The sequence below is a fragment of the Paenibacillus sp. TCA20 genome, assembly GCF_000732325.1.
GTDB lineage: Bacteria > Bacillota > Bacilli > Paenibacillales > Paenibacillaceae > Paenibacillus > Paenibacillus urinalis.
The window spans coordinates 715392-739828 of record NZ_BBIW01000001.1 but is presented as its reverse complement, the minus strand read 5'-3'; the positions used below and the strand labels follow the sequence as shown (position 1 = coordinate 739828).

Sequence of the window (24437 nt, the reverse complement as noted above, 5' to 3'; positions counted from 1 at the left end):
GGCTGTACTATTGTTCTACATGACAAATTAATTACTCGCTTTGAAATTGTACAGCGGCTTAATAATCTCTACAATCTCTAATGCATCTACCGTATTCTCCAGAATTTCTTCGATTGGTTTGTAGGCCATTGGGGCTTCATCCAGCGTAGCGGTGCTTACGGATGAGGTCCATACGCCGCGCATGGTGTCCTTGAAATCGTTCATATGCAAAATATCCTTGGCTCTGGATCGGCTCATCAGGCGGCCTGCACCATGGGGGGCGGAATGATTCCAATCAGGATTGCCTTTGCCAATGGCGATAATAGAACCGTCTCGCATATTGATCGGTATGATGACCTTTTCACCTGCTTTGGCTGAGATCGCGCCTTTGCGAATGATTTTGTCCTCTGGATTAATATAGTTATGAATGGTTGTGAATTTCTCCAATTGACGGTAATCCAAGTTCAAGAATTCGGCAATGGCCTTCGACATCCCTTGGCGGTTTAAGAGAGCGAACTCCTGTGCTGCGTACATGTCCGCTAAATATTCGTCAGCCCCAGCCCCTTCGAGGTACATAAGCGGTTTTGGAACCTGGTACACTTCCATGAGTGCTTTATACTTCTCAATAACGGCAGGGATCGCATCAAGATTGCCAGATTTTTTGAGCAGTCCGATCTCCTCGTTTTGCTGAAGAGTCAGGTCTTTCATGCGGTCTGTACAATAGAGCTCTGCTTTTTTCTGATGGTATTTGGCGACTTGAAGTCCAAGATTGCGGCTTCCAGAATGAATAACAAGGATTTTGTTACCTGCCGAATCCTCATTAATTTCAATAAAATGATTGCCTCCACCCAGACTTCCCACACTTCTTAGATGCTTCTCATAGACCGTACCTGTTTTGTTTGCGATGTTCTCAATTTTTTGCTCCAGTACGGGCTTATGAATAGGGTGCGCGATTTTTTGATGAATGGAATGACCATGTGGTACTTGATGACGTATAAAATGATCCAGCTTCTCAAAATTGATATCGATCGGTCCGAGAGATGTAACTTCCATTCCGCAGCCGATATCCACACCGATGAGGTTCGGAACGACACGTCCCCCAAGCTCAGCCGTATAGCCGATCACGCAGCCCTTTCCTGCATGGGTATCTGGCATGATGCGGATCTGTACACCTTCAAATGCCTTCTGATTACACAGCTCAAGGACTTGAGCATAAGCCGTTTCATCGATCGTATCTGTAAAAATTTTAGCCGTGTTGTATTTTCCTATAGCTTCTATCATATGAATAACTCCTTTTCTTGCAAACGCGAAAAACCATGATTGTAATAATATAACATTGATCTATATCTGACAGGGATAAAAAACCGTTTAAATTATTTTTTCTGTGAAGTTATTCCTTAATGACGAGACCAAATATTTTGGAGAACAGAAGTGCCTGTGCCGGTGCAATAATGCAGCCCTGCAAATCCTCCATGGTCACACCGAGGTTATAAAATTCCGTTTGGCTAAGATCAATGCCTTTTAGCTTCGCACCCGTGAACTGTGTACCGTCAATCATACAGCCGATGAGCTCAATGCCGGCAAATTCGGAATGATAGAAATCCGACTTGATGAGCGAGCACTCCTGAAATGAGATGTTTTTCATGTTGGCAAAACGAAACGTTGCATAATCTCCTGCGCATTCTTGAAAAGATACATTTCGCATAGTTGCAGCGGTAAGGTCAATCCCGATAATTTTGCAATGCGTAAACTGAACTCGATGCAGGACAGAGTCGCTGAAGTTCACATTGGATAAATCACAGTTCTTGAAGACGACATCTGTTAATTCTGCATGCAGAAGAGAGGTGCTGCTAAAGGTGATGTTCTCGAATACCATCTGATCAAATGTTACTTTCTCGGCGATGACATCCATGATCTCTTCCTCCTGACACATGGCCTGGCCATATTCAGCGCGATCCAGAATGGTAGAATCTGCAAGCTTAACCAATGAGAGCTGCTTAGGAAGCTTAGGTTTGGCGATTTTTATAGGTTTGGTTTCGGAATGGGACATGATATTCCTCCGTTCATTAAATAACTCAAGATACATAGACATTGATTTTCATTGTATCAGAAATAGCAGCTTCAGCTGGTGGTTGACTGGCGTATCAGCTGAAATACGGGATGAAGATTTAATTCAATCAAGTTATAATATGGGAATCCAATCGAACGAAAGAAGCAGTCAATGAAGCATCTATCTTATATCGAAGGGCTGGCGGTCTATATGTCACAACTACAAACTACGGAAGAGCGTTTACAAGATCTCGGAATCGAGCTTCCTGCGGCGAGTAATCCGGCTGCGCAATATACGAATGTTGTTATCGTCAATGGTTTGATGTTTGTTTCAGGTAAAGGTCCATCAGGCAGCCCGAAGGGGAAGCTTGGCAGTGATTTTACGACAGAAGAGGGTTATACCTTTGCCCGCGATGCGGCGATTGAGGTCCTAGCGGTTGTGAGGGATGCGCTTGGTACACTGGATCGAGTCAAGAGAGTCGTTAAAGTTCAGGGTTTCGTTAATGCTGAGCCGAGCTTTGAGGAGCATCACAAGGTATTGAACGGTTACTCCGATTTGATGTCTGACGTATTTGGGGAAAAAGGAGTTCATGCAAGGTCTGTGTTTGGAGCCGTTTCGGTGCGTGATAATCTGCCTATTATCGTTGATTCGATCTTTCAGGTAGAAGAGGAATAGGGGTTATGTACCTGTTTGAATAGGAGCGGATATAATGAAGATCAAGGCCTTCTTTCTGGATTTTTACGGAACTCTGGTCCATGAAGATGACGACATTTTGCCGGTTATTTATGAACAGATCCGGACCACCGCTGCACGTAAATGCTCGCATAAAGAAATCGGAAGCTTCTGGTGGGCAAATGCTTCAGCTATGTATGATGAGAGCTTTGGAGAATTATACCGCCTGCAAAGGGATATCGGCATTGAGTCCTTGGAGAGAACGCTTACACATTATGCTTGTCCTCTAAAGTCGAAGGATCTGATCACATCCCAGTTCGAACATTGGGTGAAACCCGTACTTTATGAGGATACCGTGCCTTTTCTAGAATGCCTGAGAAGAGAAGGGATTCGTTCTTATATTCTGTCTAATATAGACACATATGACGTCCAATCGGCTGCGTCTTACCACGGGATTGAAGTGGATGGAATCATAACGAGCGAAAGCGTAAGAGCATATAAGCCTCGGCCCGAAATGTTTCATCAGGCACTTGCGCTTAGCGGTCTGGCCGCTGATGAAGTCATCCATATTGGAGATTCGCTAAAGAGTGACATCCAGGGAGCTCAGAATGCAGGTATTGCTGCCGTGTGGTTGAATCGATTGAATAAAATGAGAAAAAATGAAGTGCAGCCAGACTATACTTGTTCAAACTTGTTAGAGGTGCGTTCTTTGTTTATTTGAAGGGAGCTAACATGGTGATTATTCTCATCATTTTGTTTATTACTTTATTGGTTGCGCTATCGAATCGTTCCCGATTAAAAGACATGGAAGCCGATATGGAGGCAATCAAACGGAAGCTTAATATTGCGGACTAAGATACACCGTAATGGAAATGATTAAAAAGTTCTAAATATCTCGTTAAATGTGATGGTTTTTTGTCTAATACCTATACAAGCTTCATCTTCAGGCCTAAACATTCGAAGATTAGGTATGAGCTTGTTATAATAGAGGATAATATCACCCAAGCATATAAATGAGGGAGTTATGAAAGATGAAACAACAATTACTGACAGAATCATGGAAAACAGCATATAAGATGGCGGCTTCCTTCTTTAAGTCAAATTGGTCTCTTCGTGACTATCCGATTGAAATTATAAATCAAGAAATTCAACCTGAGTCAGACTCCTACTCCAAAAAGTATCCTTGGCAAGCCAGAGTACTCAATTGGTATTGGATGCGAGGGGAAGGGGATACGAAGGAGGAGGCTTGCGCGAATCTGCAACGAAATTTTGAAGCCTATCTAGCGCGCGGTGGAGAACTTCCTAGACCGGGAAGCAAGGCGGGCATCGTATATGCAAGCGTAGACCAGATTAATGAATTGGAGCCGGAAGGCATTATTTTTTTTAAAGAGATCTTTGGCTTGGAATACTACGGCATGTTCATTTCAGATGATGCATCCTTGTTTGATTTTTGTGACTCTAAATTTGCCCTTCTCAAAAAAATCACACGCATTCAAGAGAAGTATGGAATTACGATCAGCGATGTAGAAGGATTACGCATTGTGGGAATTCTCCAGCGCATGAAGGAAGCAGGGGTTTAAATTCCCGTGTAGACCGATTGCCAGCCAGAGCAGGTTAAGTAAGAGTTGCTTCCTAACACACCTTGCAGATCATTCCCCATGGCGGGATCGGACCTTTTTTATAACCTTTCGGTCCTGCCACACATCTTAAGCTTCCCGCTCCATTCCGTTAACATTCACATTAATAACCGTTCTAATATCTAATTAGTCACAGTAACCTCGAACAATGTATTCCTACAGAATTATGCTTTTTCTAGAAGTAGCCACATGAAGACTGCCTATATGACTAGATAGGGGGATTATACTAATGCCGCTATTTCTAACGGCGAACGGACTGTATTCGAAGCACACAATGGCACAATTTCTCAGTTTGCTTCCCCAGGTGAAAACAGGTCTAACTGCTTGTATTATAACAACGGCGGATATTCAGTATAAAAATAAAAGCAAGCACGCGGTCAGAACAAAAGATTTGTTCTACGCCATTGGTTTTGCGAAGGTCGATTATGTGGATTTGGATACAGACCCTGCAAATTTATTGCTGAATTATGATGTTGTACATATTAATGGGGGGAACCCTTTATATCTGCTGGCTCGAGTTAAAGATTCCGGTGCGCATGAAATTCTGGCATTTATGCTGTCAGAAGGTAAGCTGGTATCTGGGCAAAGTGCAGGGGCTGCGATATTCGGAAGCACTATTCAGCATGCCGATATTCTTCATCCTGAATGGAACGAGACCCTGTTGACCGAATTTAGTGGACTCGGTGTGCTTCGAGCGGCAATTCTGCCTCATAGCAACCGATATCGTACAGCTTCCTATGAGACTGTCGTGAAGAAGGCGATGGAAGAGATTACGGATCCTATTCTTTTTCTAGGTGACGGAGAATATATCATTCTTCCCTAAGTAGATAATTATCTACTTATAAGGGAATGATCAGAACGGAGCGCAGTGCTCCGTTTTTTAATTGGAAGAAAAATGAAGCTGTGGTTGTGCATTTGCACAATAAAAATCGTCCGTTTATCAATATCTCTTAACTTCAATTCATCTTATACTGAAAGCGTATTCAACAAGAAAGCGAATTCATAAATAAACATAAGGGGGCATACAAAGATGGACGGATTAACCATCAGTTGGATCGGGGCGCTCGTCGGACTTGCCATTGCGATCATCCTCATCTTGAGAAAGCTAAATCCGGTGTATGCATTATTTCTGGGAGCCATCATTGGGTCATTGATTGGTGGAGCCAATCTGCAAGAAACTATCGATGTGCTTGTTGGTGGAACACAAAGTGTTATGGGTACGGTTCTCCGGGTACTCGCCGCAGGGGTTCTGGCTGGCGTGATGATGGAGTCCGGTGCTGCCGAAACGATCGCGCAGGCGATTGTGAAGAAATTTGGCGGCGGAAAGGCGATTCTCGCCCTTGCTCTTGCCACAATGATTATTACAGCCGTAGGTGTATTTATTCCAGTCGCAGTACTGATCGTTGCACCCATTGCCTTGTCAGTGGGTAACAAAATGGGCATTTCGAAGATTGCACTCTTGCTTGCGCTCTCAGGCGGGGGTAAAGCAGGGAATATCATTTCTCCTAATCCGAATACGATTGCAGCAGCAAACGGATTTAATTTAGATTTGAGTCAAGTCATGATCGCAGGGTTCATTCCTGCTCTGTTTGGACTAGCTGTAACCGTTATCGTAGCGTCCTTGCTGAAGAACAAAGGGGCAATGGTGTCGGCTGAAGAAGCGGTAAATGATGAAGAAGTGGATGCTTCCAAATATCCACCGCTCAAAACGGCCATTGTGGCACCGCTCGTAGCTGTCATCCTGCTGATGATTAACCCGATCGGTTCCATCTTGGGCATCGATTTGCTTGCCAGCTTTAAAGTAGACGCTATGTTTATCCTGCCGATCGCAGGGATCATCGGGATGCTGGCGATGGGAAAAGCAAACAAAATTCTGGACTACTCCGCATCCGGGCTTAATAAAATGACCGCAACGGTGCTCATTCTACTCGGTGCAGGCGGTATTGCAGGACTGATCTCGAACTCGGATCTATCCACACAGGTCGTGAGTATTATTGAAGCATCCGGAATTTCCGGAACCTTCCTTGCACCGATTGCAGGTATTCTGATGGCGGCAGCCACAGCTTCAACCTCAACAGGCGTTATTCTGGCAACCGGATCTTTTGGTGAAGCGATCCTGAACATGGGTACTGCACCTCTCGCAGCAGCAGCAATGGTTCACACAGGTGCTACGGTTATTGACTCTCTGCCGCAAGGTAACTATTTCCACGTTACGGCAGGAAGTATGAACATGTCGATTAAGCAGCGTATGGGACTTGTGCCATATGAAGCGATTGTCGGGGGTACGATGGCGATTGTAGCAACATTGCTTTACGGATTTTTATTATAAGGTGAAGTAAATACATTAAATGAATATATGAGGTGAGAGGGATGAACCAACCAACATTTTTGCTGGCGCCCGATTCTTTCAAAGAAAGCATGACGGCAAAGGAAGTCTGCGTAGCAATGGAAGCAGGTTTGCGTAAAGCATTTCCGGATGCGAGCTACATCCACGTGCCGATGGCCGATGGCGGAGAAGGTACTGTTCAATCTCTCGTAGATGCAACCGGCGGTAGAATGGTGGAAAAAAAGGTCTCAGGGCCGTTAGGCGAAACGGTTGCCGCAAAATACGGAATTATGGGAGATGGTGTGACGGCTGCGATTGAGATGGCTTCTGCGAGTGGCATCCATCTTGTGACCAAGGAAACCAAGAATCCTTTAGTTACATCGACCTATGGAACAGGTGAACTGATTAAGGAATGTCTGGATCAAGGCATCAAGAAGATCATTATTGGTATTGGCGGCAGTGCAACCAATGATGGCGGTGCAGGTATGGCAGAGGCACTTGGTGTGAAGTTTCTGGATACGGAGGGGCACACACTGCCGCGCGGCGGAGGAAGTCTCGGTAAGCTTGCCACGATTGATACAAGTGAGCTTGATACACGCCTTGCAGATGTAGAGATCATTGTGGCTTGTGATGTGACAAATCCACTGTGTGGAGAAACGGGAGCCTCTCATGTTTTTGGACCGCAAAAAGGAGCAACACCTGAAATGGTACTCACACTCGATGCGAATCTTGCGAATTATGCAGCTGTGGTCAAAGAACAGCTCGGCAAAGATATTCGTGATATCCCTGGTGCAGGAGCAGCAGGCGGTCTTGGAGCAGGATTGCTTATCTTTACCCAGGCAACCCTGCAGCGTGGCATCGATATCGTGATTGAGTACACGGGGCTTCGCAGCAAGCTGGCATTGGCGGATTACTGTTTCACCGGAGAAGGCGGTATGGACTTCCAGACCAAATTCGGCAAGACACCATATGGTGTTGCGAAGGCGGCCAAGCTGGAAGGTAAGAAAGTGATTGCACTGGCAGGGTATATCGGCGAAGGTGTTGAGGTGTTGTACGAAGAAGGAATTGACGCAATCTTTGGCATCGTGCCAGGCGCTTCAGACATTGAGAAGCTGTTAGCGGAAGGACCTCAAAATGTGGAGAGAACCTGTGAGAACATTGGTCGAATTTTGAAGCTGGCTTGAGCAATAATCCTGATTGACAAGCAGGATAAGGGCAGGGACTAGTGCAAGAGAAAATGAGGCAATGGGCTGCACAGATTCGAACTCTGTTATGAAATAAGCAGCTGCCGTAACCCGGCAGCTGCTTATTTCTGTGGAAAGGTTCTTCAATCACCGAAATGCTCCTCTGCAGCAATTCGCTGGGAATGGATACGAAACTCGCTTGGCGTAATGCCTGTCCATCGCTTGAACTGACGGCTGAAATGCGCGTTGGTCTTGTATCCAAGCATCATCGCAATATGGTCAATATTCAAGTCTGTTTGTTTTAACAGCCGCTGAGCTTCGTTCAGAAGTGTTTCTGACAGAAACCTGCGCGGGGCTGTACCGTATACCTCCCGAAAGATCCGGTTGATCTGTGAAGGGCTAATCTTCAGCGACTTGGCGATGTCTTGGATCCAGGTTCGTTCGCTTTCCCTAACGTCACCATGAAGGTGGATATATCTTACGGAGTCCTCAATGTGCTCGGCAATTTGGTGGGCAATGGTCTCTTTTCTGGATAAGGTAACGGATACATTCTGGGATAACTGGCCAACCAGGGAGCCGAGCAGTTCGAATACGGCGGCATGAACCTTCATCTGTTTGGAGGAAGACAACGGCATGGATAAGTGCTCTCTGGCCAGATCATACAAGGTACACAGTGAAGAGGACAATCCTAAAGTGAGGCTCGAATTTGCCGGATAATAAATGTCCTTGCAGCGGTTGAGTTCTCTGCAGAAAGAGGTATCGTGTACGCTGAAATGAACGGAGAAGTATGTGAAACCCTGCGGTCCGGCACCAGTGCAGGAGTGAGTCATACCCGGACGGATAAACAGAAGGTCTCCAATGGATTGACTGTACGACTGACCGTTGACCACCATGTTCATCTCACCGTCGAGCATCCAGTGAATTTCATACATGGAATGCTCATGAGACGGATATGTCCATTTGGAATCTACTTGTCTTGCATGCAGTCCCAACAATTGAAAAGACATGCGAACATCAGGCAGACGGCCTAAATATACGGCTTCTGAAATTTTGGTCACAGCTACCTCCTTGTAATGCTCTGTATTCCAAATGCGGATAGATTTATCTTAACAGAAAAATAATGCGTGAAAAGGATAAGTTGCCGGAGTGATTAGTATATCGTCATGAATCATCGCTGGTGTTAAGGTAGTGTTATCAACCCGGTAGGGAGATTGGGGGCAAGCTGTAATGAGAATTATTCGATTTTTGGATGGACAACAGAAGTGGTTGGCAGCCGTTACGGATGATGAAAAAGCGTATCGTTTGCCGCAAGTAGATTTTATGACTTTAATTTATCAGGCAAAGGAGAAAGAGGTTACTCCGGTTCAATTGATTGAAAGCGCTCTTATACCGTTGAACAAGCTGACCGATGATTGGACTTCTCTGCACCTGACCACACCAGTGGAAGCTCCGGAAGTGTGGGCAGCGGGTGTTACTTATCAGCGGAGCCGGGAAGCGCGGAATTATGAAGCTACAGATGGAAAGTTGGATGCGGAAACTTTTTACGATAAGGTCTATGACGCAGAGAGACCGGAGATTTTTTTTAAATCCACAGCAGCCAGGACTATTGGACCGAATGAGGCTGTCACGCTACGCAGCGATTCTACTTGGCAGATCCCGGAGCCTGAGCTTGGATTGGTGCTTGCCGCAGATGGCAGCATTGTGGGATACATCGCCGGAAATGACATGAGCTGCCGCGATATCGAAGGGGAAAACCCGTTGTATCTGCCACAAGCCAAAATATGGCGCAATTCCTGTTCCATAGGTCCTGCTATTCGACTGGCAGAAACGGTCAAGAATCCATATGAATTCAGCATCGTCTGCCAGATCTATCGCGATGAAGTAGTGGTTGTTAAAAGTGAAGCGAGTACGAGTGAATTAAACCGTAAGCTGGATGAACTGGTTTCCTTTTTGGCAAGGGATAACGATTTGTATGACGGTACGGTACTTTTGACAGGCACTAACATCGTGCCTCCGAATGATTTCACCCTTGAACCAGGAGACCGCATTGAAATATCCATAAGTGATATCGGGACACTAATCAATCCTGTCATTTCAAACTAGTTTAGAAGGAGGGTGAATGCGATGAGCGCATTTCAGTTAGAGCAGACCTATAACAATTTTATTAACGGGGAATGGGTGAAACCAACATCCGGAAAGACGGAACCGAGCATTAATCCGGCGAATCGAAAAGAAATTGTGGGTTATGTGCCCGCCTCGGGTGTAGAGGACCTGAACAATGCAGTCACATCCGCAAAAGAAGCAGCAAAGGCCTGGCGGAACTTAACGGGTGCGGAACGGGGAAATTATCTTTTCCAAGCCGCAAATGTGCTGGAACGCCGGGCTGACGAGGTGGCGGAAGCCATGACCAGAGAAATGGGGAAAACATTCCCGGAAGCCAAAGGAGAAACGATGCGCGGCGTCGCCATTTTGAGATATTACGCAGGGGAAGGCATGCGAAAAACGGGTGATGTGATTCCCTCGACGGATAGAGAAGCACTAATGTTCACGACCCGTGTGCCACTTGGCGTAGTCGGTGTAATTGCACCTTGGAACTTTCCGGTGGCTATTCCCATCTGGAAAACAGCACCGGCATTGATCTATGGCAACACCGTTGTATTGAAGCCAGCTCAGGAAACGGCGGTTACAGCAGCCAAGGTTTTGGAATGTTTTGAGGAAGCCGGCATACCAGCTGGTGTTCTCAATCTCGTGAGCGGAAAAGGCTCGGTAATCGGCTCTGCACTTGCTGAGCACCCCGATGTAAATGGAATAACGTTTACAGGGTCCAATGAAGTTGGGAAGCGGGTCGGTGCCGCTGCACTTGCTCGCGGAGCCAAGTATCAGCTTGAGATGGGTGGCAAAAACCCGATTATCATCGCGGCAGACGCTGATTTGGAATTGGCTGTTGAGGCCACCATCAGCGGCGGCTTGAAATCAACCGGTCAAAAATGCACAGCCACCAGTAAGGTCATTATTGAACGAAAAGTATACGATGCCTTTAAAGAAAAACTTCTGTCACAAATCCAGGAAATCCGTTTGGGGGACGGCATGTCTTCAGGAAGCTGGATGGGGCCATGTGCTAGTGAAGGTCAGCTTAATACCGTGCTTGGTTACATTCAAAAAGGGCAGGATGAAGGTGCCGTTCTGCTCGCTGGAGGAAAAAGACCGGACAATCCTGAGCTCGCAGAAGGATTTTATGTACAGCCGACGGTATTTGAAGGTGTCGAACCGCACATGTCCATTGCCCGGGAAGAAATATTCGGACCGGTCCTGGCCTTGATTCCGGTGGATTCCTTGGAAGAGGCCATCGCGTTCGCAAATGACAGCGATTATGGTTTGAGTGCTTCAATCTATACACAAAACGTCGGGGCTATGCTCTCCTTCATCCGGGATATGGATGCCGGACTCGTAAGAATTAATGCGGAAACTGCTGGCGTAGAACTGCAGGCACCGTTCGGTGGAATGAAGATGTCAAGCTCGCATTCCAGAGAACAGGGGCAAGCGGCAATCGAGTTTTTTACGGCGATCAAAACAGTCTTTGTGAAGTCATAAACTGTGGGAGGCTACCATGTACGAACAGATTGTGTCGATTATGGGGGAAAAGGAGTCAAGCAGCTATGATATTATAGCGCATGCTCCAGGGGCAACAGGACGTCTGCCTTTAACCGATGATTTGCTGCGGAACGCTCCAAGCGGCGACTTGTTCGGCATGTCTCAGAATGTCGGAATGGGCTGGAAGCCTGGAGAATTGAACGGAAAACAGTTTCTGATCTTAAGTACACAGGGCGGTATCCGTAATGAAGATGGTAGTCCCGCAGCTCTTGGCTACCATACAGGACACTGGGAAGTCGGTTTACTGATGAAAGCTGCCGCAGAAGAAATATCAAGCCACGGAGGAATCCCGTTTGCTGGCTATGTCAGCGACCCATGCGACGGAAGGTCTCAAGGAACAACCGGCATGTTCGACTCACTGCCATACCGAAACGATGCCGCGATGGTATTCCGCAGATTGATTCGATCCCTGCCCACGCGAAAAGGCGTGCTCGGTGTTGCAACTTGTGATAAAGGGCTGCCTGCCATGATGCTTGCACTTGCAGGTATGCCGCAGCTGCCCGGAGTTATTGTTCCCGGCGGCGTTACGCTTCCGCCTACCGATGGGGAGGATGCAGGTAAAATTCAAACCATTGGTGCAAGGTACGCGAATGGAGAGCTCTCTCTTGAAATGGCATCGGAGCTGGGATGCCGGGCCTGCGCTACACCCGGCGGCGGCTGTCAGTTTCTGGGGACCGCGGCAACTGCCCAGGTGGTAGCAGAGGCATTGGGCATGACGGTGCCGCATGCCGCTCTGGCACCTTCAGGGCAGCCGATCTGGTTCGAGATGGCGCGCCAATCTTCGCGTGCACTGATCAACATGGAGTCCCAAGGGATCAAGATGGCAGACATTGTTACAGATGCGTCCATTCGCAATGCCATGGCCGTTCATGCCGCGTTCGGCGGATCTACTAACCTGCTTCTTCACATCCCGGCTGCTGCCCATGCAGCGGGTTTAACTGTGCCAACGGTACAGGACTGGATACAGGTGAACAAGAACGTTCCAAGACTGGTTAGTGCTCTGCCGAACGGACCCATCTTCCATCCGACCATACGGGTTTTCCAGGCCGGGGGTGTTCCTGAGGTTATGCTTCACCTTAGACAGCTTGGCCTGCTGGATGAATCTGTACTTACAGTAACAGGTGCGTCACTGGGTGAAGTGCTGGATTGGTGGGAATCGTCGGAACGTCGTCATCTCATACGCAAGCAATTGGAAGAGAAGGACGGAATTGATCCGGATAGTGTGATCATGAGCTTAGAGCAGTCGCAGCATCTTGGGATTTCTTCCACCGTGACCTTTCCCACCGGGAATATCGCGCCAGAAGGCTCTGTCATCAAATCTACATCCATTGATCCTGATGTGCTGGATGAGCATGGCGTGTATCGGCATCGTGGCCGGGCAAAGGTGTTTACAACTGAACGTGAGGCGATCCGTGCCATTAAGACTGGCGGAGTTCTGGCTGGTGACGTAGTCGTGCTGCTCGGGCGTGGACCTTCAGGAACCGGGATGGAGGAAACGTATCAGCTTACTTCTGCGCTCAAGCACTTGTCTTTTGGAAAATATGTATCACTCATCACCGATGCCCGCTTCTCGGGAGTTTCAACCGGAGCATGTATCGGCCATGTTGGGCCTGAAGCGCTGGCAGGAGGGCCCATTGGCAAACTCCGGAACGGCGACTTGATTGACATCGTTGTGGATCGGGGCAAGCTCGAGGGCAGCGTGAACTTCATTGGAGAAGGAGATACGGAGTTTTCGCCAGAAGAAGGAGCTTTCATTCTGGCCCGAAGGTCCTTTCATCCAGATATGCGTCCTGATGAGAATTTGCCGGATGATACCAGGCTGTGGGCTGCGCTGCAAGCTGTCAGCGGCGGAACATGGAGAGGGAATATATATGATGTAGACCGGATCATAACTGCCCTGGAAGCCGGCAAAAAAGTGCTGGCATGGTGATGCATTCTTATCATTTGTTGTTTCTGCCATTATTTGAATACCGGAGGTTGCTTCTATAATGAATATGATTACCAACCCCATTCTTCCCGGGTTCCATCCCGATCCGTCCATATGCAGGGCGGGGGAAGATTATTATATCGCCACTTCTACCTTCGAATGGTTTCCGGGTGTACGAATTCACCATTCCCGGGACCTGATTCATTGGCGGCCAATAACTTCTCCGCTGACCCGTATCACTCAGCTGAATATGGAAGGAAACATCAATTCCGGAGGGATATGGGCTCCATGCCTTAGCTACGACAACGGCGTTTTTTACCTGATCTACACAGATGTCAAAAGCCGTGTAGGGGCTTTCAAAGATACTCACAATTACCTTGTGACCGCAACAGATATCGAAGGGCCATGGTCCGAACCGGTTTTTCTGAACAGCAGCGGCTTCGATCCTTCCTTATTTCACGATGAAGATGGTCGCAAGTGGTTGGTCAACATGATCTGGGATCACCGGAAGGGCAAAAATCGGTTTGCAGGCATCGTGTTGCAGGAATATTCTGTTCAGGATCAAAAGCTGATCGGACGTGCTATTAACATTTTTAAGGGAACAGAACTGGGGCTGACAGAAGCGCCTCATCTATATAGACACAAAGACTATTATTACTTGATTATGGCTGAAGGCGGTACGGGTTATGAACATGCCGTTACGGTTGCCCGCTCTCGTTCCCTGCAAGGTCCTTATGAAGTTGATCCGGGGAATCCAATTCTTACATCATACGGCAGGCCGGAGTTGACTCTGCAGAAGGCTGGTCACGGCAGTCTTGTCGAAACTCACATGGGTGAATGGTATATGGCTCATCTGGTCGGAAGGCCAGTTCAGGAGAAATTTTGCATCCTTGGACGTGAGACTGCTCTTCAACCGTGTACGTGGAGCGATGAAGGCTGGCTGAAGCTGTCTAACGGTGGTCGGCATCCGGAGGTTTCGGTGCCTGCACCGAAAATCTCGTCAGTTCCATTTGAACCGGTCCCGGAAATGGATCATTTCGATCAATCAGAGCTACGTAACGATTGGAATACCCTTCGTATACCACCCGATTCATCTTGGCTCAGCCTGACGGAACGACCCGGTTACTTGCGCTTGCGCGGGATGGAATCCATGAGCTCGACACACAGACAAAGCATGGTCGCCCGGAGGCTTCAGGATTTCAGATGTGAAGTTGAAACCTGCCTGGAATTTGCGCCGGACCATCCGCAGCAAATGGCAGGACTGATTCTGTACTACGATACCAAAGACTACCTCTATCTACGGGTCACCTATCATGAAGAGAAGGGAATGTGCTTGGGAATTCTTCAGTCGAGATACGGAATATACGACGAACTGTTGGAGGATATTCCACTAAAATCAGAGAATCGAATTCGGTTGAAGGTTGTGTATGAGTATGACCGTGCCTGCTTTTACTTTGCATGCGATGATGACTCATCCTGGTATCCAGCAGGTGGATGGCTGGATGTCACACATCTGTCTGATGAATCTCCGGAATACATCCGATTTACAGGAACTTATATTGGTCTCTGTGTGCAGGATCTTGGCGGTACCCGTAAACACGCTGATTTTGATTACTTTTTGTATAAAATAACTAACATCGAAAAGACATAAAAGGATAGGTTCAATTCTGAAGTCCGTAAGCAAGAAACTTAATTTTCGTATATGGAGAAAAGGGACGAAGCAGTGTTCTAAGCTGTTTCGTCCTTTTTGAGCGCTTTATTTCTTGTTTTCCTTGTCATACAGTGCACTCATTCAGATAATGATTTCGGTCTTGAGTCGAAATTTATGGATTTGTACCCAAAAGCAGAAGTTGTACCTTCACCTTGTGCAAATGATAGGTGTATCATTAACAAAACACTTTTGTAAACGCTTACGAAAGAAGGGGGTACATATGCAGCGCTTATGGTCCAAATTCTCGCCTTTGTTTCGCAGATTCATGATTTCGTATCTTATTGTTCTCATGATTCCTCAAATTGCCGGATATGCCTCCTACAGAACATCCATAGAAGCAGCGAGGACCAGCTCGATTGAGAACAGCCTCAAATCGCTCAACCTGAGCAAGGAATTTATTGAACGAAATCTGATGCTGGTTGAGGATTTCACGAGACAACTGGCCATTAATCAGGATTTAAACCGTCTAATAGCTGATCCCAAGCCGCCTGACGTTAATAATGTCTATGGTTTGAGCCGCATGCAGCGCAGCCTGTCCATGTACAGCAGTACGAATGATTATTTGTCTCGTTTTTTCATCTATATCCCCAACTATAATGTCATTATTACGCCTACGACGGTTTACTACCGACCTGAGCATTATTTTGCTGCCAACCGCCTGGAAGGCATCACGTTAGCAGAGTGGAAAGAGAATGTATTAAAAAAGCCGCATTTAAACGAAATCATTCCCCTACAAATTTATAAGAAGGAGATTCTCAGTGGTGTGTTTGAGGACGCTCCAGCTATCACGTTTCTTCAGTCGATTCCTTTAAACAGCTTCAACAAGCCGCAGGCTACCATTGGCGTCATGATTGATGAGAATCAGATGGCGAGTTTGACTCAACATATTGTGGAGCAATATGGGGGGTGGACATTGGTGACAGATTCGAATGGGGATATTATTTTTTCGCGTGGTATAGATGAAGCAGAGGCTGAAAAATTGAAAGGTATGCCTGCTAACAAGAACGATGAAGTGATGCCAATGGACGACGGACGGCTACTCATTTCCATTCACTCCAATCAAAACGGCTGGAATTACATGGCTGGCATCCCCGAAGGTGCGCTTATGGTCAAGGCCGATCAGATCAAGCGGGTTACCTTAACCTTTACGCTAGCAACACTTGGTATTGGATTATTGATTGGGCTAATGCTGGCTTACCGACACAGCGCACCGATTCATCGGCTTCTGTCGGTGTTCCGGGAACAGGATATAGGGCTGCCCGGAAAGACAAGCAACGAATATGATTTTTTGGCAAGCAATATCACTAGCTTAATTACCAATAACCATGTACTTAAGAATGCATTAAATGAACAGATTCCCATGTTACGGGATGGATTTATCAAACGTCTGCTGACAGGTGAGTTTTACACCATCCCCGAGTTGGAGGCGCTCTCTTCCCAGACCGATATACCTCTTCATACGAGCCGAGGGGTTGTAGGGATTGTGAAGGTAGACGGTTATGGAAGTCCCGATAGCGAAGAAATTATTCAAGAACTAAGCGTCGCGAGGCTTATCGTGCGTGAAGCTTTGACGACATGGAATTCAGAGATCTTGATAACAGACTGGGGTACAGATCAGATTGCTTTTATACAACCGCTTAGTGTTGAACCCTCGGATTTAGCCATGCACACAACGGTTTCCGAACTGAGCAAACAGATGGATGCAGTTTACCGGGAATACCGGGTAGCGACCACTGTTGGAATGGGTGCTTCTTATGAGGTGTGGAATGATGTTGGCCGTTCGTTTAACGAGGCAAGACAAGCATTGGAATATGCCATTCATATGGGAACAGAGCATCTGGTGAGATTCGAGGACACCGTCAAGGAAACCGAATTGTATTACTATCCGATGGAGTCCGAACAGCGTCTGCTCAATACGCTAAAGGCGGGTGAAATGGAAGAATCGGATCGGGTTCTGGATCAGTTGTTCCACCGCAATTTTACCGAGCGGGAGCTGTCTTATGACATGACACAGCAGTTCGTTGTGGAATTGAAGGGAACATTTCTGAAGCTGGAACCGAAGATCATGCTGGACGAAGCGCTTGTCGATGAGTTTAAGAATCGGATTGCGGCTATTCAGGCAACGGACAGTGTTACCGTACTCCGGGACAAGTTTCATCAACTGGCGAAAGACGTCTGCCTGGACATACAACGCAAAAAATCCAATATGCATGCTGAAATTATCAACGAAACGATGGCTTACATTCAGGAACGCTATGCCGATGCTACCTTAACAGTGTATCGCATTGCGGAACAAATGGGGAAACCGGAAAAATATATCTCGCAATTATTCAAGGAGTATACCGGTGAGAATCTTTCCGATTATGTGGAGAAGGTACGAATTAACAAAGCAGCTGAACTGCTGTGTGAGACTGAGCGGACAATCGATGAGATTGCTATGACCACCGGATATAACAGCGCACATTCATTCCGGAGAGCCTTCAAGCGAGTCCGTGGGGTTTTGCCTAGTTCATTCCGGCAAATGGAGAACGAATTGAAATGAAGCTGGCACCATTATGAATATCAATCCAAGAAAAAACATTAAAAAAATTCTTGCGAAAATAAAGCCATATCAGGCTTCTCGGCCTTCTTGTCCTTGAATCGTACCTCATCGAGTAAAGTGTACCTTTACGTGAATAAGGGACCCTCTTATGATTACAAACAAGAAAGCGCTACCAAAATAAAGAGGGCCTTATTCATAATAGGTTACCTTCTGGGGGGATGACTCTGAGAACCACTATTTCGAATGGCAGAACAGTAGTAAAACAAGGCAGGCGGTCCGCATTGAAACTTGCCTTGTCCAGAAGCTGGAGGAGGCACTGGCAGCTCTACCTGTTGATCATTCCTCCCGTCGCTTACTTCATTATTTTCAAGTATGTGCCTATGGTTAATGCAGTGCTCGCTTTCAAGGATTACAACGTGATTAAGGGGATCTGGGGAAGTCCATGGGTAGGCACCAAATATTTTGAGTTGCTTTTTCAAAACCCTGCGTTCGTTACCCTGATCAAAAACACACTGTATATTTCGTTTTACAGTTTGGTCGTGGGTTTTCCAGTCCCGATACTGCTGGCACTGGCGTTGAACGAAGTCAAGAATGCCAAATTCAAAAAAACGGTACAGATGGTTACTTATGCACCTTACTTTATTTCAACGGTTGTCATGGTATCCATTATCATGCTGTTCCTATCCCCGAGACTCGGCATTGTGAATACGATTGCAGGGATGCTTGGTTTCGAAGCGGTCAATTTTCTTGGAGAGCCTGGGCTGTTCCGTTCCATCTATGTATTTTCTGATGTCTGGCAGAGCATGGGTTATTCCGCAGTCATCTATTTGGCAGCACTCGCAGGTATTGATCCTTCGTTGTACGAGGCAGCCAAGGTTGATGGTGCTAACCGGTTTCAGAAAATGGTGAACATCGATCTGCCTGGTCTGCTGCCAGCGGCAGTCATTATCCTGATTCTGAGCGTTGGTAATATCATGGCCGTCGGATTCGAAAAAATTTATTTGCTGCAAAATCCGTTGAACTTATCGGCTTCCGAGATTATCTCCACCTATGTGTACAAAATGGGTTTACTGAATGCCAATTACAGCTTTGCTACCGCAGTTGGACTCTTTAATTCGCTTATTAACCTGATTCTGTTGTTAACGGTCAATGCTGCCGCCAAGCGTCTGTCCAATACAAGCTTATGGTAATGCGGCATTAGGAAAGGGAGGAATCCGATGAGCAAGTTGCAGTCCCAAGCCGGTTCAGCGGTTAGTCAGAGGAGCACCATTAGAGAATCTTTTGGGGACCGGGTGTTTATAGCCATCATCTACCTCATTCTGACGGTTGTCTTGATTGCAGTGCTCTATCCACTGATCTATATCGTAAGCTCTTCTCTGAGCAGCCCGGCTGCAGTTACATCCGGAAAAGTCTGGCTGTGGCCTGTTGATATGACACTCGACGGCTATAAGTCTGTATTGCGCAACGATCAGGTTATCATGGGTTACGCCAATTCGTTATTTTACACCACAATAGGAACAATGATTAGTGTAGCACTGACCATTATGATTGCTTATCCGCTTTCCAAAAAAACCTTTGTTTGGCGCAGCCCTCTCATGATGTTTATTACATTCACCATGCTATTTTCCGGCGGATTAATTCCAACTTACTTAGTGGTTAAATCCATGGGAATGATCGATACCCGCTGGGCTCTGTTGATTCCTAATGCCATCTGGGTGTGGCAGGTGATTATCGCACGTACTTTTTTTCAGAATTCTATCCCGGATGAGCTGTCCGAGGCAGCCGATATTGACGGATGCAGTGATATCCGTTTCATTTTCAGCGTCATTTTGCCTCTCGCCAAACCCATCGTGGCTGTTTTGTCATTGATGTATGCCGTTGGGCAGTGGAATGCGTATTTTGATGCTCTGATCTATTTAAAAACACAATCGCTCTATCCGCTTCAGTTGATTCTCCGCAGCATTCTGATTCTGAGTAACAGTACGGGAAATATGGATGTAGGAGAGATGGTGAAGCAGCAGCAAATGGCCGAATTGATGAAGTTCTCACTCATTGTGATGGCCAGCTTGCCGGTACTCATCATTTATCCGTTTGTGCAGCGATATTTCGTTCAGGGCATGTTGATTGGCTCCGTCAAGGGCTAGTTCATTACAATTAATTGTAAGGGAGAGGGTCTATTTGAGAAAATCAGGGTCATTCGCACTTGCTTTTATACTGCTCCTGTCTGTGGCACTGGCGGGATGTTCATCCTCAAAGGGCAGCGGAGAAGAGGGGAGCGGCCCTTCATCCGGAGACAACGTGACCATTAACGTGTTCGCGCACCAAAGTTCGGATACCAACCTTCAAACGAACAAGTTTACTAAAAAAATGGAAGAGAAGTTTAACATGAAGATAAACTGGACGACGGTTCCTTTTGACGGTGCAGCTGAAAAGAGACAGATATCATTAGCTTCGGGGGACTACCCGGATCTATATTTTCTCATTCCATGGGTTGACCGTTTCTCTCAAACGGACTTGTTGAAATTTGGACAGCAAGGTGTCATTGTACCGCTCAATGATCTAATTGAGCAATACGCACCGAATATCAAAAAGGTACTGGACAGCAATGAGTATTATAAAGCAATGAATACAGCACCGGACGGCAATATTTACGGACTGACGGGCTTGAATGAATGCTTCCACTGCTCATATCCGAACAAAATGTGGATGAATACAAAATGGCTTAAACAGCTCGGCTTATCCGAGCCTACAACGACGGAAGAATTTAAGAAAGTGCTAAAAGCATTCAAAACCAAGGACCCGAATGGCAACGGCAAAGCTGATGAAGTTCCACTGAGCGGTTCCATTGAAAATTTCGGCGTGCACATCATTCCCTATTTGATGAACGGGTTCATCTATGACGATGACAGAACCTATCTCATAGCAAAGAATGGCCGAGTTGATACGGTTGCGAACAAACCGGAGTGGAAGGAAGGACTGGCCTATATTAAGTCGCTGTACGATGAAGGTTTGATTGACCCCGGTGCGTTCACTCAAAATGTTGGGGCCTTTAAAAAAATTGGAGATAATGCTGATGCGCAGCTTCTTGGCGCAGGTGCTGCCATGCATCCATCTCTTTTTGTAAATACGGCTGAGGGTGCTCCCTATGGAAAGGATTATAATCCGATTCCTCCTTTGAAAGGGCCGCATGCCAATTATGCGTCCTACAACTATCCAATTGACCCTGGAGCATCGTTTGTACTCACGAACAAGGCAAGTGAAGAGACACAGATTGCAGCCATAAAAATGCTGGATTATCTATTCACACAAGAAGGAGCCATGAGTGCATATCTGGGTGAGGAGGGCACCAGCTGGCGCAAGCCGGAGGAAGGCGATGTGGCCCTTAATGATCAGGTAGAGCCGCTTTACAAAGCCATTCCCCTCCCTACAGGAGAGGAGCCTCGTAATGACAGCTGGGGTGCACTGAGTCAGTATAATCACCACAGAGCATATCGGGATGCCGAAGTACAAGGCAAGGACATCTATGCAGGTGACGGTTATGAGCACCGACTTTATGAGGCAACACTCCTAATGGAAGGAAAAGAACCCGAGGAAGTTTTTCCGCATTGGGCACTATGGGTGGATCCGGCAAATGCGGACGAAACAAGCATGATGCAGACGAACCTCAAGGATTATATTGACCAGAATGCCCTGCAATTCATTACAGGAGCAAAGAGTCTGGAAAAGGATTGGGACGATTACGTAAAAGGGCTGGAAGGCCTCAACATCAAGCGTTATCTGGAAATTATGCAGGCAGCGTATGATACTTCATCCATTTCCAAGTAGGGAGAAAGGGGAGGTTTATACCCATCCTGGGCGGCATTTTCATCCATTATTATCAAACACGGGCCGGTTCGCATTTATGCGAATCAGGTCCTAATCTTTTATGGCAGACAGCCACCCACCCACCATTGATTTTTATCGAAGAAACTCTCCCAATACATGATCTTTTCGATTCTCATATCATGAAAGATTATGGATCTGCATGAATACGTTATTTTTATTCTTTGTTACGATGTTATTATGAGATTAATCTCTTATCATTCATTGAAATTCATAGTGGAGGTTCAGAATGAAAGAATCGAATCGGAACAATCATCGCATGTGGTACAGCAAACCGGCAGAGATATGGAACGAGGCCTTGCCAATCGGAAACGGTCGGCTTGGGGCAATGATATTTGGAGGCGTAGCGGAGGAGCGTTTGAAGTTAAATGAAGACTCGATGTGGTATGGGGGCCCCCGGGATCGGAATAACGAAGATGCACTGCCCAATCTGCCACATATCCGCAAGTTAATCATGGAAGGGAAACTTCGGGAGGCTGAAGAGATGGCCAGCATGACGATGGCCGGGCTTCCTGAAGCCCAAAGACATTATGTGCCACTTGGTGAGCTGCAGTTATCATTCGGCAATCATGATGGTCCTGTTGAAGATTATATACGTGCGCTGGATTTGGACCGGGGCATCTCCATGGTTAGCTATAGCGTTGATGGTACCCGTTATACTCGTGAGCTGTTTGCCAGTCATCCCGATCAAGCTATCATCATCCGAATCTCAACAGACAAGAAGAATACCTTGTCTATGAAGGCCCGATTCACTCGTCAGAATTGGAGATACCTGGAGAAAACCAAGAAGTGGGAGCAGAGCGGACTCATTATGCATGGTGAATGCGGTGGTAAAGACGGCAGCTCCTTCGCAGCTGTGTTGAAAGCGATACCAGATGGAGGTACCTGTCAGCTCCTTGGCGAGTATTTGCTACTGAAGGATGCGAGTTCGGTCACACTGCTGCTTGCTGCGGAAACGACTTTCCGCCAGGAAGATCCGGAATTATACACTAAACTTCGTATGGAAGAGCTCAGCCGGATTTCTTATGAAACACTGCTTGTACGGCATACATCGGATTATAATGAACTGTTCAGCAGGGTTTCGTTGAACCTGTCCAAACGTTCTGATCGTCATGATGGTCCGACGGATGAGAGATTAAAACAGTTCCAAAGGGGAGAAGAGGATCCCGAATTGATCGAAACCTATTTTCAGTTTGGTCGTTATCTGCTGATTTCCTCAAGCCGGCCAGGCTCCTTGCCTGCAAATCTTCAAGGGATATGGAATGACAGTTTCACTCCACCTTGGGACAGCAAATTTACCATCAACATTAATGCCCAAATGAACTATTGGCTCGCCGAAAACTGCAATCTAGCCGAGTGCCATGAGCCATTGTTCGATCTGATTGAGCGAATGCGGGAGCCTGGCCGAATTACGGCACGAAAGATGTATGACTGCCGTGGATTTACCGCACATCATAATACGGATATTTGGGCAGACACGGCCCCTCAGGATACCTACCTGCCAGCTTCCTTCTGGCCGATGGGCGCTGCTTGGTTATGCCTGCATTTATGGGAGCATTATCGCTATAGTCAGGATCTCAATTTTCTGGAAGAAGCATACGAAACCATGAAGGAATCTGCGCAATTTCTTCTTGACTATCTGATTGAGGATGCGGATGGCCGTCTGATTACCTGTCCCTCCGTTTCTCCAGAGAACAGTTACAAGCTGCCAAGTGGTGAGGTGGGGATTCTATGCGCTGGCGCTTCGATGGATTTTCAGATTATTGAGGCTCTGTTCACTGCTTGCATTCAAAGTGCCGAGTTGATCGGAAGGGACCATACATTCAGGGAAGAACTTGCTGCTGCTCTGAAGCGAATCCCGAAGACACAAATCGGCAAAAAAGGACAAATCCAGGAATGGATGGAGGATTACGAAGAAGTGGAACCGGGACACCGGCACATTTCACATCTATTTGGTTTGTACCCAGGAGAAAGTTTCACTCCGGAATACACACCGGAACTCGCAAAGGCCGCACGTACAACGCTCGAACGTAGATTGGAGAATGGTGGGGGGCATACCGGATGGAGCCGGGCCTGGATCATTCACTTCTGGGCAAGACTTCAGGATGGGCAGAAGGCTTATGAGAATGTAAGAGCTCTCCTGGAGCACTCCACGTTACCCAATCTTTTTGACAATCATCCTCCGTTTCAGATTGACGGCAACTTCGGGGGATCATCTGGAATTGCTGAGATGCTAATGCAGAGCCACACTAATGTGATTCGGCTTCTGCCTGCCTTACCAGACAATTGGTGTGAAGGAAGTGTAGAGGGGCTCAGGGCTCGTGGCGGATATACCATTAGATTTTCCTGGGCGAAATCGAAAATTACTGAAGTCACCGTAAGAAGTTCAATTGCTGGGCTTTGTCAGTTGGAAGGTCCTGGCCTAAAGCCAATTTCATTCAACACAGAAGCTGGCGCAACGTATACGTTTACACCGAGTTCGTCAGAGACGTTGTCACAAACTCAATGATCAATTAATAAATCGATCTCCTTCAGAAGAAGCAGTGTATCCAGCTCATTGTCGCTACGGATGAATGGAGAGAATGATAAGTATGAGATTTAATCTAATGTGACAGAAAAACAAACAATAGAGGCAGTCCGTAGCGATGGTATTCGCGGGTCTGCCTCGTTTTGCTATAAGTTATAGGTTGTAGTCAATACCTTGGGAAATGCGTATAAGAGTTTATATCGCTATGGAGCTCCAGCTTTGGTTGGAATATGTAAGGATCACGCCCGTGACTAAATCTGTACGCCAATAATGCAGAATACAGCTATTTATACAGCGCAAGTAGTCCATAAGTTAGTTCAAACAGATCAAACGTGTTTCGTGGGTCCTT

19 protein-coding genes are annotated in these 24437 nt (G+C 46.7%); 16 read left to right on the top strand and 3 right to left on the bottom strand.

All coding sequences use genetic code 11. The annotated features are described in order from the left end of the window. Nucleotides 1-27: 27 nt before the first annotated feature. Nucleotides 28-1260, bottom strand: coding sequence for an RNA-splicing ligase RtcB (locus tag TCA2_RS03435; protein ID WP_047910112.1), 1233 nt, complete (start codon nucleotides 1258-1260; stop codon nucleotides 28-30). Nucleotides 1261-1369: 109 nt separating this feature from the next. Next, a complete protein-coding gene (locus TCA2_RS03430; RefSeq protein WP_047910111.1) occupies nucleotides 1370-2029 on the bottom strand; it encodes a pentapeptide repeat-containing protein in 660 nt (219 codons plus the stop codon). A 171-nt stretch (nucleotides 2030-2200) separates the two neighbouring features. On the opposite strand from TCA2_RS03430, the gene TCA2_RS03425 reads away from it, so the two are divergent. From TCA2_RS03425 to TCA2_RS03400, 7 genes are all read left to right on the top strand, one after another. Beyond that, the gene (locus tag TCA2_RS03425) at nucleotides 2201-2704 is read left to right on the top strand and encodes a RidA family protein (RefSeq protein ID WP_238546269.1); all 504 of its coding nucleotides are present in this window, start codon (nucleotides 2201-2203) and stop codon (nucleotides 2702-2704) included. A 34-nt stretch (nucleotides 2705-2738) separates the two neighbouring features. After that, on the top strand, nucleotides 2739-3422 hold the full coding sequence (locus tag TCA2_RS03420; RefSeq protein ID WP_047910110.1) for an HAD family hydrolase: 684 nt from the start codon (nucleotides 2739-2741) through the stop codon (nucleotides 3420-3422). An 11-nt stretch (nucleotides 3423-3433) separates the two neighbouring features. Then, nucleotides 3434-3556, top strand: a complete 123-nt coding sequence (locus tag TCA2_RS27795; RefSeq protein WP_274359724.1) for a hypothetical protein — start codon at nucleotides 3434-3436, stop codon at nucleotides 3554-3556. A 176-nt stretch (nucleotides 3557-3732) separates the two neighbouring features. After that, entirely contained in the window at nucleotides 3733-4281 is a 549-nt protein-coding gene (locus tag TCA2_RS03415; RefSeq protein ID WP_047910109.1) for a hypothetical protein, read from the top strand. A gap of 286 nt (nucleotides 4282-4567) precedes the next feature. Next, the gene (locus tag TCA2_RS03410; protein WP_047910108.1) at nucleotides 4568-5161 is read left to right on the top strand and encodes a Type 1 glutamine amidotransferase-like domain-containing protein; all 594 of its coding nucleotides are present in this window, start codon (nucleotides 4568-4570) and stop codon (nucleotides 5159-5161) included. A 207-nt stretch (nucleotides 5162-5368) separates the two neighbouring features. After that, entirely contained in the window at nucleotides 5369-6667 is a 1299-nt protein-coding gene (locus TCA2_RS03405) for a GntP family permease (protein WP_047910107.1), read from the top strand. A 41-nt stretch (nucleotides 6668-6708) separates the two neighbouring features. Beyond that, the gene (locus tag TCA2_RS03400; RefSeq protein WP_047910106.1) at nucleotides 6709-7848 is read left to right on the top strand and encodes a glycerate kinase; all 1140 of its coding nucleotides are present in this window, start codon (nucleotides 6709-6711) and stop codon (nucleotides 7846-7848) included. Between the two features lie 143 nt (nucleotides 7849-7991). Here TCA2_RS03400 and TCA2_RS03395 read toward each other — a convergent pair whose 3' ends face one another. Further along, nucleotides 7992-8906 (bottom strand): AraC family transcriptional regulator, encoded by a 915-nt coding sequence (locus TCA2_RS03395; protein WP_047910105.1) that lies wholly within the window; start codon nucleotides 8904-8906, stop codon nucleotides 7992-7994. A 169-nt stretch (nucleotides 8907-9075) separates the two neighbouring features. On the opposite strand from TCA2_RS03395, the gene TCA2_RS03390 reads away from it, so the two are divergent. From TCA2_RS03390 to TCA2_RS03350, 9 genes are all read left to right on the top strand, one after another. Beyond that, entirely contained in the window at nucleotides 9076-9951 is an 876-nt protein-coding gene (locus TCA2_RS03390; RefSeq protein WP_047910104.1) for a fumarylacetoacetate hydrolase family protein, read from the top strand. A 21-nt stretch (nucleotides 9952-9972) separates the two neighbouring features. Continuing rightward, nucleotides 9973-11439 carry an alpha-ketoglutaric semialdehyde dehydrogenase GucD gene (gene gucD, locus TCA2_RS03385; protein WP_047910103.1) on the top strand — a complete coding sequence of 489 codons (1467 nt, stop codon included), beginning with the start codon at nucleotides 9973-9975 and terminating at the stop codon, nucleotides 11437-11439. A 16-nt stretch (nucleotides 11440-11455) separates the two neighbouring features. Then, on the top strand, nucleotides 11456-13429 hold the full coding sequence (locus TCA2_RS03380) for a YjhG/YagF family D-xylonate dehydratase (RefSeq protein WP_047910102.1): 1974 nt from the start codon (nucleotides 11456-11458) through the stop codon (nucleotides 13427-13429). 58 nt (nucleotides 13430-13487) lie between these two features. After that, on the top strand, nucleotides 13488-15077 hold the full coding sequence (locus TCA2_RS03375) for a glycoside hydrolase family 43 protein (RefSeq protein WP_047910101.1): 1590 nt from the start codon (nucleotides 13488-13490) through the stop codon (nucleotides 15075-15077). 280 nt (nucleotides 15078-15357) lie between these two features. Then, the gene (locus TCA2_RS03370; RefSeq protein ID WP_047910100.1) at nucleotides 15358-17679 is read left to right on the top strand and encodes a helix-turn-helix domain-containing protein; all 2322 of its coding nucleotides are present in this window, start codon (nucleotides 15358-15360) and stop codon (nucleotides 17677-17679) included. 218 nt (nucleotides 17680-17897) lie between these two features. Next, entirely contained in the window at nucleotides 17898-18869 is a 972-nt protein-coding gene (locus tag TCA2_RS03365) for a sugar ABC transporter permease (RefSeq protein ID WP_177178648.1), read from the top strand. Between the two features lie 27 nt (nucleotides 18870-18896). Further along, nucleotides 18897-19823, top strand: coding sequence for a carbohydrate ABC transporter permease (locus TCA2_RS03360; RefSeq protein WP_047910099.1), 927 nt, complete (start codon nucleotides 18897-18899; stop codon nucleotides 19821-19823). A gap of 34 nt (nucleotides 19824-19857) precedes the next feature. Continuing rightward, the gene (locus tag TCA2_RS03355; RefSeq protein ID WP_047910098.1) at nucleotides 19858-21504 is read left to right on the top strand and encodes an ABC transporter substrate-binding protein; all 1647 of its coding nucleotides are present in this window, start codon (nucleotides 19858-19860) and stop codon (nucleotides 21502-21504) included. Between the two features lie 286 nt (nucleotides 21505-21790). Beyond that, nucleotides 21791-24070 (top strand): glycoside hydrolase N-terminal domain-containing protein, encoded by a 2280-nt coding sequence (locus tag TCA2_RS03350; protein ID WP_047910097.1) that lies wholly within the window; start codon nucleotides 21791-21793, stop codon nucleotides 24068-24070. Nucleotides 24071-24437: the final 367 nt, after the last annotated feature.

What these genes read in the sequence shown, in the direction of transcription:
- TCA2_RS03435 (WP_047910112.1), bottom strand. Translation starts at nt 1,260, where the DNA reads ATGATAGAAGCTATAGGAAAATACAACACGGCTAAAATTTTTACAGAT.
- TCA2_RS03430 (WP_047910111.1), bottom strand. Translation starts at nt 2,029, where the DNA reads ATGTCCCATTCCGAAACCAAACCTATAAAAATCGCCAAACCTAAGCTT.
- TCA2_RS03425 (WP_238546269.1), top strand. Translation starts at nt 2,201, where the DNA reads ATGAAGCATCTATCTTATATCGAAGGGCTGGCGGTCTATATGTCACAA.
- TCA2_RS03420 (WP_047910110.1), top strand. Translation starts at nt 2,739, where the DNA reads ATGAAGATCAAGGCCTTCTTTCTGGATTTTTACGGAACTCTGGTCCAT.
- TCA2_RS27795 (WP_274359724.1), top strand. Translation starts at nt 3,434, where the DNA reads ATGGTGATTATTCTCATCATTTTGTTTATTACTTTATTGGTTGCGCTA.
- TCA2_RS03415 (WP_047910109.1), top strand. Translation starts at nt 3,733, where the DNA reads ATGAAACAACAATTACTGACAGAATCATGGAAAACAGCATATAAGATG.
- TCA2_RS03410 (WP_047910108.1), top strand. Translation starts at nt 4,568, where the DNA reads ATGCCGCTATTTCTAACGGCGAACGGACTGTATTCGAAGCACACAATG.
- TCA2_RS03405 (WP_047910107.1), top strand. Translation starts at nt 5,369, where the DNA reads ATGGACGGATTAACCATCAGTTGGATCGGGGCGCTCGTCGGACTTGCC.
- TCA2_RS03400 (WP_047910106.1), top strand. Translation starts at nt 6,709, where the DNA reads ATGAACCAACCAACATTTTTGCTGGCGCCCGATTCTTTCAAAGAAAGC.
- TCA2_RS03390 (WP_047910104.1), top strand. Translation starts at nt 9,076, where the DNA reads ATGAGAATTATTCGATTTTTGGATGGACAACAGAAGTGGTTGGCAGCC.
- gucD (WP_047910103.1), top strand. Translation starts at nt 9,973, where the DNA reads ATGAGCGCATTTCAGTTAGAGCAGACCTATAACAATTTTATTAACGGG.
- TCA2_RS03380 (WP_047910102.1), top strand. Translation starts at nt 11,456, where the DNA reads ATGTACGAACAGATTGTGTCGATTATGGGGGAAAAGGAGTCAAGCAGC.
- TCA2_RS03375 (WP_047910101.1), top strand. Translation starts at nt 13,488, where the DNA reads ATGAATATGATTACCAACCCCATTCTTCCCGGGTTCCATCCCGATCCG.
- TCA2_RS03370 (WP_047910100.1), top strand. Translation starts at nt 15,358, where the DNA reads ATGCAGCGCTTATGGTCCAAATTCTCGCCTTTGTTTCGCAGATTCATG.
- TCA2_RS03365 (WP_177178648.1), top strand. Translation starts at nt 17,898, where the DNA reads ATGACTCTGAGAACCACTATTTCGAATGGCAGAACAGTAGTAAAACAA.
- TCA2_RS03360 (WP_047910099.1), top strand. Translation starts at nt 18,897, where the DNA reads ATGAGCAAGTTGCAGTCCCAAGCCGGTTCAGCGGTTAGTCAGAGGAGC.
- TCA2_RS03350 (WP_047910097.1), top strand. Translation starts at nt 21,791, where the DNA reads ATGAAAGAATCGAATCGGAACAATCATCGCATGTGGTACAGCAAACCG.